We start from the raw sequence: 7,723 nt of genomic DNA on the forward strand, positions 1-7,723 counted from the left end.
GGTCAGACGGCCGATCAGCGACAGTAATGCCGCGCCTTCGGTCAAGTTGAACGGCGTTCCCAGCCCTAAATCATTCGAACGGATGTACAGCGTCAGAGAAATCTCACGGGTTTCTTGATTTGGGTGGAACTGATACAGCAGGTGGCACGGCGGCAAAGCCATTTCATCCAACTGTGCGCAGTTCCAGCCATGAAACAAAATCCGTCGGCTGCCCGGGTCTTTCATGATGGTGTCGACACACTGACGAATCTGGTCGATGGCCTTGTACAGCACCACATACGCCTGGCCGTCTTCTTCAGACTGGGCAATCTGCTGATAACCTTGGCTGATCGCCAGTTCGATGGCCCTGACATTGCCGGTGTCGATACGCTTGTACGCCGGCCACTTGCGCCATTGCACACCGTAGATCTCACCCAGGTCGTCGTCACCCTTGCGGAACGGGTTATCCAGCCATTGCGCGTTTTCGTTGGCGTTCTGATCCCAGACTTTGCAGCCCAGCTCACGAAACTCCGCCGCATTGCTCACGCCCCGCAGGAAGCCAACCATTTCGCCAATCGCCGACTTGAAAGCCATACGCCGCGTGGTGATCGCCGGAAAACCTTCTTTCAGGTCATAGCGCAACATCGCACCGGGAAAACTGATGGTTTTAACCCCGGTACGGTTGGCTTGCAGCGTCCCGTTTTTAATCACATGGGCGACTAGATCGAGATATTGTTTCATAAATTACCTGCATCGATGAACGCGCCGGGCCAAAACGCCCGGCGTTTCAGTGTTAAACCGCTGCGCTTTTGACAGCGGATGCGCGGTGATACGCCAACCAAATCAGTACCAGACCGCCAATGATCATTGGCAGGCTCAGTATTTGACCCATGGTGACCCAGCCCCACGCCAGATAACCCAACTGTGCATCCGGCACGCGGACGAATTCGACGACAAAACGGAAAATCCCGTAAAACAGCGCGAACATCCCGGAAACAGCCATGGTCGGACGGGGTTTGCGTGAGAACAGCCAGAGGATGGCGAACAGCGCGACGCCTTCCAGTGCAAATTGATACAGCTGCGACGGATGACGCGGCAGTTGAGACGGATCGCTGAACGCCGGGAAGATCATGGCCCACGGCAGATCGGTCGGTTTGCCCCACAGCTCGGCATTGATGAAGTTACCGATGCGCCCGGCGCCCAAGCCAATCGGCACCATCGGCGCGACGAAGTCCATGAGCTGGAAGAACGTCTTGCCATTGCGTTTGCCGAACCACCAAGCCGCGATCATTACGCCAATAAAGCCGCCGTGGAACGCCATGCCGCCTTTCCAGACTTCAAAAATCAACAGTGGGTTGGCAATGTAGGCGCTCAGGTCGTAGAACAGGACATAGCCCAATCGCCCGCCGACGATCACGCCCATGGCCAGCCAAAAGATCAGGTCGGAGAGCTTTTCCTTAGTCCAGGTGGGATCGAAGCGGTTCATGCGGCGCGAAGCGAGTAACCATGCACCACCGATTCCGATCAGGTACATCAAACCGTACCAATGGATTTTCAGCGGGCCGATGGCCAACGCAACCGGATCAATCTGCGGGTAAGGCAGCATTGCGACTCCTCAATTAAAACGCTCTAGTCACTAGAGCTACTGAACCAGAAAGCTTATACCAACGCACATCAGCAGCGCGGCGAACAATCGTTTCAACAAGCGTGGCGACAGTTTATGCGCCAACCGCGCGCCAAAGCGCGCAAAAACCATACTGGTCAGGGCAATCCCCAGCAGCGCTGGTAGGTAGATGAAACCCAGACTGTGGACCGGCAACAGGGGATCATGCCAGCCCAGAATCATGAAACTTAATGCGCTGGCCAGAGCGATGGGCAACCCACATGCAGAAGAGGTCGCCACCGCTTGCTGCATCGGCACGCTGCGCCAGAGCAGAAACGGAACGGTCAACGAGCCGCCACCAATCCCGAAAATAGCCGACGCCCAGCCAAGAAAAGCTCCGGCCAGGGTCAGGCCAGCTTTACCCGGCACGCCACGGCTGGCCTTGGGTTTGAACTCGGCCAACAGCTGCAGGGATACCAGGATAGCGAACACACCGATGATTTTTTGCAGGTGAGGACCGGCTATAGCCCTAGCGGTCAACGCACCGAAACCGGCGCCGATGAGAATGCCCACAGTCATCCAGAGAAAGATGGTCCAGCGCACCGCACCGAGGCGGTGGTGTTCACGCACTGCGTTGATCGAGGTAAAAATAATAGTGGCCAGAGAGGTGCCGACGGCCAGGTGGGTCAATATCGTCGGATCGAAACCTTGCGCGGTGAAGCTGTAGACCAGCACCGGCACGATGATGATTCCGCCGCCCACGCCAAACAACCCTGCGAGCACGCCCGCAAAGGCGCCCAGCACCAAATAAAGCAAAAATTCCATCGATGCCCCCAAAATCAATCCGGCATGGTAACGGAAGCACGGCCCTCAGCTCCACCGGCGTGCGATGGAAGTGTGCTTGAACTGAGGTAGAGTAGGGAAAAAGGAGTCCCGCATGTGCTTGATTGTCTTCGCTTGGCGCCCCACCCATCGCCAGCCCCTGATCGTCGCCGCTAATCGCGATGAGTTTTATGCGCGCCCGACCTCGCCGCTGGCCGAGTGGTTGGACGCACCGGGGGTGTATGCGGGGCGTGACCTAGAAGCCGGCGGTACGTGGCTGGGCATCGGCAATCAAGGGCGATTTGCGGCGCTGACCAATATTCGCGACCCTAATCAGCCGCTGGGACGTCGCTCTCGTGGTGAGCTGGTCGCACGATTTCTGACTGACGAACAGCCGGTTGAGGACTATCTGGCAGAAGTCGCGGGGCGCGCCGGGGAATACGGCGGCTTCAACTTATTGCTGGGGACAGCCGATTCGCTTTACTACCTGAATGCCGTCGATCCGCAGCCGCAGCGACTGGAGGCTGGTATTTACGGGCTGTCGAACGCGGGATTGGATACGCCGTGGCCAAAGCTGTTGAAGGCCAAGGCGGCACTGACTGCGCAATTGGATGACCCGCAACCATCGGCATTGTTGCGGTTACTGCGCGATCCAGAGAAAGCGCCCGTAGCTGAGCTGCCCGCTACCGGCGTCGGCCTGGCGACCGAGACTCTGTTGTCGAGCATCTTCATCGCCAGCCCCACCTACGGCACCCGCGCCAGCAGCGCATTGATCGTTAACGCCGATGGTAGCCGGCATTTCGTTGAACACAGTTTTGGGCCGTATGGTGGGCAGTTGGGGGAAATTGAGCTGGATGTCTAACGTGGGCAGCCAAACTGTGGGAGCGAATTCATTCGCGAATGAAGCGGCGCGGTATATCAGACAGACCGCGGTGCCCGCTTCCCGAATGAATTCGGTCCCACAGGGTTAGAAGTGAGCTCTAACCCTAATCAATGCCCTTTAACCGACGCGGGGTTGATCATCCGTGCCAGACCGAGGTTACGCAGCGCCAGTAGCAACGAGCTGCGGATGACTTGCGGGTTGTCGTTGGTCATCAATTGCGCAAGCAGTTCCTTGGCTTTACTCAGGTTGATCTGGCGCAGCATCCATTTCACTTTTGGCAAGTTGGTGGCGTTCATCGACAGGCTGTCGTAACCCATCGCCATCAGCAACACAGCAGCCGCAGGGTCGCCAGCCATTTCACCGCAAATGCTCACCGGTTTGCCTTCCAGATGCGCATCATTCACCACATGCTGCAACGCCATGAGCACTGCAGGGTGCAGGTAGTCATACAGATCGGCCACGCGTGGGTTGTTACGGTCAACCGCCAGCAAATACTGGGTCAAGTCATTGGAGCCGACCGACAGGAAGTCCACCTGGCGCGCCAATTCACGCGTTTGGTACACCGCTGCCGGAACTTCGACCATCACCCCAATAGGCGGCATCGGCACGTCGAAACCTTCGTCACGCACTTCGCCCCACGCCCGGTGAATCAAGTGCAACGCTTCTTCAACTTCGTGGGTGCTGGAGATCATCGGCAGCAGGATCCGCAGGTTGTTCAAGCCTTCACTGGCCTTGAGCATGGCGCGGGTCTGCACCAGGAAGATTTCCGGGTGATCAAGGGTGACGCGAATCCCGCGCCATCCCAAGAACGGGTTGTCTTCCTTGATCGGGAAGTACGACAGCGACTTATCGCCGCCGATGTCCAGGCTGCGCATGGTCACGGGCAACGGATGGAAGGCCGCCAGTTGCTCGCGGTAAATCGCCAGTTGTTCTTTTTCGCTCGGGAAACGCTGGTTAATCATGAACGGCACTTCAGTGCGGTACAGACCCACCCCTTCGGCGCCACGCTGTTGCGCACGGGCCACGTCTGCCAGCAAGCCAGTGTTGACCCACAACGGCATGCGATGCCCGTCCAGCGTCACGCACGGCAATTCACGTAAGGAGTCCAGGCCTTGGGACAGCTGCCGCTCTTCTTCGACCACTTCCGCGTACTGCTTGCGCAAGATATCGCTAGGGTTGGTGTAGACCTCGCCATGGTAGCCATCGACGATCAGCTGAATGCCGTCGACCTTGGAATACGGCAGGTCGACCACGCCCATGACCGTGGGAATACCCATGGCCCGCGCCAAAATCGCGACGTGGGAGTTGCCGGAGCCGAGTACCGAGATCAGGCCAACCAGCTTACCTTCAGGCACTTCGCCCAGCATCGCCGGCGACAGTTCTTCACTGACCAAAATAGTGTTGTCGGGATACACCAACGTTTGCTGACGTGCTTCTTGCAGATAGGCCAACAGACGGCGACCCAAATCCTTGACGTCGGAAGCGCGCTCACGCAGGTAAGCGTCGTCCATCAATTCGAAACGTTTGACGTGCTCGTTGACCACCGAACGCAGCGCACCTTGTGCCCACTGGCCGGTTTTGATCACGTCGGTCACTTCGCTGCCCAGCGAAGCGTCGTCCAGCATCATCAAGTACACGTCGAACAGCGCACGTTCTTCAGGGCGCAGTTGCGTGGCGAGCTTGGCGGACAGCGAGCGCATGTCGCCACGCACGCCTTCCAGAGCGTTCTGGAACAGTGCCAGCTCAGCCTTGATGTCGCTAACGGATTTGTCGGGCACCACTTCCAGATCGGCTGGCGGCAACATGACCACCGCCGTACCGACAGCCGCGCCTGGCGAACCCGGCACACCGGTGAACTTGGCCTCTTGAATACCCTTGCCCTGACGGCCCAAGCCACGAATCGAGCCCGTGGCTTCAGCGTGGGCGATAACCCCCGCCAACTGGGCGCTCATGGTCACCAAAAAGGCTTCTTCGCCCTCGTCGAACTGGCGACGCTCTTTTTGTTGAATGACCAACACCCCGACCACGCGACGGTGGTGGATGATTGGCGCACCCAAGAACGACGCATAGCGCTCTTCGCCGGTTTCGGCAAAGTAACGATAACGCGGGTGGTCAGCAGCGTTTTCGAGGTTCAGCGGCTCTTCGCGGGTACCCACGAGGCCGACCAAACCTTCGTTCGGCGCCATGCTGACTTTGCCGATGGACCGTTTGTTCAGGCCCTCGGTAGCCATCAGCACAAAACGGTTGGATTCTGGGTCGAGCAAATAGACCGAGCAGACCTGGCTGCCCATGGCCTCTTTGACGCGTAACACAATAATCCCCAACGCCGCCTTGAGATCCTTGGCGGAGTTAACTTCCTGGACGATCTTGCGCAGCGTATTGAGCATGGCTCGGGGTCGAACTCCGTAGTCAGTCGCGCGCCAACAGGCGCGGTGCAAGCTCTTTAAGGGCGCGTCTGTAAACCTCGCGCTTGAATGTCACCACCTGGCCCAACGGATACCAATAACTGACCCAACGCCAGCCATCGAACTCCGGTTTACCGGTCAAATCCATCCGCACCCGCTGCTCATTGGAGACCAGGCGCAGGAGAAACCACTTTTGTTTTTGGCCGATGCACAGCGGTTGGCTGTGTGTCCTGACCAAACGTTGCGGCAAACGATAACGCAACCAGCCCCGGGTGCAGGCGAGAATTTCAACATCTTGCCTTTCCAGCCCAACTTCTTCATTCAATTCGCGATACAAAGCGTCTTCCGGCGTCTCCAGCGGGTTGATTCCACCCTGAGGAAACTGCCAGGCATCTTGATTGATTCGCCGAGCCCATAAGACCTGACCAACATCATTTGTCAGAATAATCCCGACATTAGGGCGGAAACCATCGGGGTCGATCACGGCAACAACCTCGTAAACGCATGTCACCGCATTGTTCCACAAAGCTAATGAAAGCAGCAACGAGGCTGCGCAGCTTATGTGAAGTCTTGTGAAAAGCTCGTATTCTGACGGCCTTTTCCGTGGCAATTCAGTGAGTAACTCCATGCGCCTGGCTTTATTCGACCTCGACAACACACTTTTGGGTGGCGACAGCGACCACGCCTGGGGTGATTACCTGTGCGAACGGGGCATTCTCGACGCTATTGCCTACAAGGCGCGCAACGACGCGTTTTACCAGGATTACCTGGCTGGCACCCTAAACCTGACTGACTACCTGAACTTCAGCCTGGAGATTCTCGGCCGCACTGAAATGGCTCAACTGGACGAATGGCACCGCGAATTCATGCGCGACTGCATCGAACCGATCATTTTGCCCAAGGCCGAAACGCTGCTGGCGAAGCACCGTGACGCGGGCGATAAATTGCTGGTGATCACTGCCACCAACCGCTTTGTCACCGCACCAATCGTCGCCCGGTTCGGGGTCGACACACTGCTGGCCACCGAATGCGAAATCGTTGATGGTCGCTACAGCGGGCGCACTACCGATGTCCCGTGCTTCAAAGAAGGCAAGGTAACGCGATTGAACCGTTGGCTGGAAGAGACGGGGTTTAACCTCGATGACAGCTATTTCTACAGCGACTCAATGAACGACCTGCCGTTACTGGAGCAAGTCGCCAACCCGGTAGCGGTCGACCCAGACCCAAAACTGCGCGCCGAAGCAGAACTGCGTGGCTGGCCGGTGATTACCCTTAGGAGTTAAGTCGTTTCGAATGACTCCTTCGCGAACAAGTTCGCTCCCACAGGTAGACCGCAATCTTCTGTGGGAGCGAACTTGTTCGCGAAGGGGGCAACGCGGTCTGCCTGCTTAAACCGGCTTGGCCCCCATCAACCCCGCAATGGCGATAAAACACACCCCGCAAAACAGGGCGAGGGCCAAGGTGAATCTTGGGTGGCCGATGACGGTGGGGACGCGCAGGCGGTTGAGGCGCACCAGCAGCCATGCCCAGCTCAGCGTCCCGAGGGCGTACAGAATACTTGCGGCCAATAACCAGGTTTGACCCAATGGCCAACCTGCGTAATGCACTAACCACCAGCCGCTGATCGGCAAGGTCAACAAACACAGGGCCATCAAGATCCAGGCGAACAGCCAGGGCCGTTGCAGGGTGCGACGCTGGGCGGTAAGGTCGCCAGCGCGACGGCCACGAATAACCCCGACCACCAGCCCCAAGGCGCTGAGGAAAAACAGCACGGTGGCGATCATGTGGACGATTTTAATAGCGTTGAAATGTTCCATTTTCGGTGAATCCCTGTTCAGACCGTGTTGGTCAGCTTAGCAGCGCGTCGGCTAATTCCGGGGCGTTAACCCAGGAACAATTTGTAAGCCGGGTTTTCGCTTTCATCCCAATACGGGTAGCCGATTTCCGCTAATGCTGCCGGAATCAGGTGACGCTCGTCTTCCGGCACCACCAAGCCAGCCACCACCCGACCGTCCGCCGCGCCGTGGTTAC

8 protein-coding genes and 1 pseudogene are annotated in these 7,723 nt (G+C 57.8%); 2 read left to right on the forward strand and 7 right to left on the reverse strand.

What is annotated here, in order from left to right; genetic code table 11:
- The 3 genes from thyA to M0974_RS08415 form a co-directional block, all read right to left on the reverse strand.
- Positions 1-720, reverse strand: a 720-nt coding sequence (gene thyA, locus M0974_RS08405; protein WP_297835246.1) for a thymidylate synthase, incomplete at its 3' end; no start/stop codon positions are given.
- Between the two features lie 52 nt (positions 721-772).
- On the reverse strand, positions 773-1,585 hold the full coding sequence (lgt, locus tag M0974_RS08410) for a prolipoprotein diacylglyceryl transferase (protein ID WP_297835247.1): 813 nt from the start codon (positions 1,583-1,585) through the stop codon (positions 773-775).
- Positions 1,586-1,621: 36 nt separating this feature from the next.
- Positions 1,622-2,407, reverse strand: a complete 786-nt coding sequence (locus M0974_RS08415; protein WP_297835250.1) for a sulfite exporter TauE/SafE family protein — start codon at positions 2,405-2,407, stop codon at positions 1,622-1,624.
- 112 nt (positions 2,408-2,519) lie between these two features.
- Between M0974_RS08415 and M0974_RS08420 the strand changes: the two genes are divergently transcribed.
- A complete protein-coding gene (locus M0974_RS08420) occupies positions 2,520-3,266 on the forward strand; it encodes an NRDE family protein (RefSeq protein ID WP_297835252.1) in 747 nt (248 codons plus the stop codon).
- Positions 3,267-3,394: 128 nt separating this feature from the next.
- On the opposite strand, the gene ptsP is transcribed toward M0974_RS08420, so the two are convergent.
- Positions 3,395-5,674 (reverse strand): phosphoenolpyruvate--protein phosphotransferase, encoded by a 2,280-nt coding sequence (gene ptsP, locus M0974_RS08425; RefSeq protein WP_297835254.1) that lies wholly within the window; start codon positions 5,672-5,674, stop codon positions 3,395-3,397.
- Between the two features lie 22 nt (positions 5,675-5,696).
- Entirely contained in the window at positions 5,697-6,176 is a 480-nt protein-coding gene (locus tag M0974_RS08430; protein ID WP_297835263.1) for an RNA pyrophosphohydrolase, read from the reverse strand.
- Between the two features lie 142 nt (positions 6,177-6,318).
- On the opposite strand from M0974_RS08430, the gene M0974_RS08435 reads away from it, so the two are divergent.
- Positions 6,319-6,975 (forward strand): HAD family phosphatase, encoded by a 657-nt coding sequence (locus M0974_RS08435; RefSeq protein ID WP_297835257.1) that lies wholly within the window; start codon positions 6,319-6,321, stop codon positions 6,973-6,975.
- A 105-nt stretch (positions 6,976-7,080) separates the two neighbouring features.
- On the opposite strand, the gene M0974_RS08440 is transcribed toward M0974_RS08435, so the two are convergent.
- Both M0974_RS08440 and M0974_RS08445 read right to left on the reverse strand, forming a co-directional pair.
- Entirely contained in the window at positions 7,081-7,509 is a 429-nt protein-coding gene (locus M0974_RS08440) for a DUF2269 family protein (RefSeq protein ID WP_297835261.1), read from the reverse strand.
- Between the two features lie 65 nt (positions 7,510-7,574).
- Positions 7,575-7,723 (reverse strand): annotated as a pseudogene (locus M0974_RS08445) (threonine dehydratase); the annotation flags it as partial.

It is taken from the genome of Pseudomonas sp. (assembly GCF_026224925.1).
Classification (GTDB): Bacteria; Pseudomonadota; Gammaproteobacteria; order Pseudomonadales; family Pseudomonadaceae; genus Aquipseudomonas.

Bases quoted from the DNA above. Each gene is read 5' to 3' on its own strand.
- lgt (WP_297835247.1), bottom strand. From the start codon at position 1,585: ATGCTGCCTTACCCGCAGATTGATCCGGTTGCGTTGGCCATCGGCCCG.
- M0974_RS08415 (WP_297835250.1), bottom strand. From the start codon at position 2,407: ATGGAATTTTTGCTTTATTTGGTGCTGGGCGCCTTTGCGGGCGTGCTC.
- M0974_RS08420 (WP_297835252.1), top strand. From the start codon at position 2,520: ATGTGCTTGATTGTCTTCGCTTGGCGCCCCACCCATCGCCAGCCCCTG.
- ptsP (WP_297835254.1), bottom strand. From the start codon at position 5,674: ATGCTCAATACGCTGCGCAAGATCGTCCAGGAAGTTAACTCCGCCAAG.
- M0974_RS08435 (WP_297835257.1), top strand. From the start codon at position 6,319: ATGCGCCTGGCTTTATTCGACCTCGACAACACACTTTTGGGTGGCGAC.
- M0974_RS08440 (WP_297835261.1), bottom strand. From the start codon at position 7,509: ATGGAACATTTCAACGCTATTAAAATCGTCCACATGATCGCCACCGTG.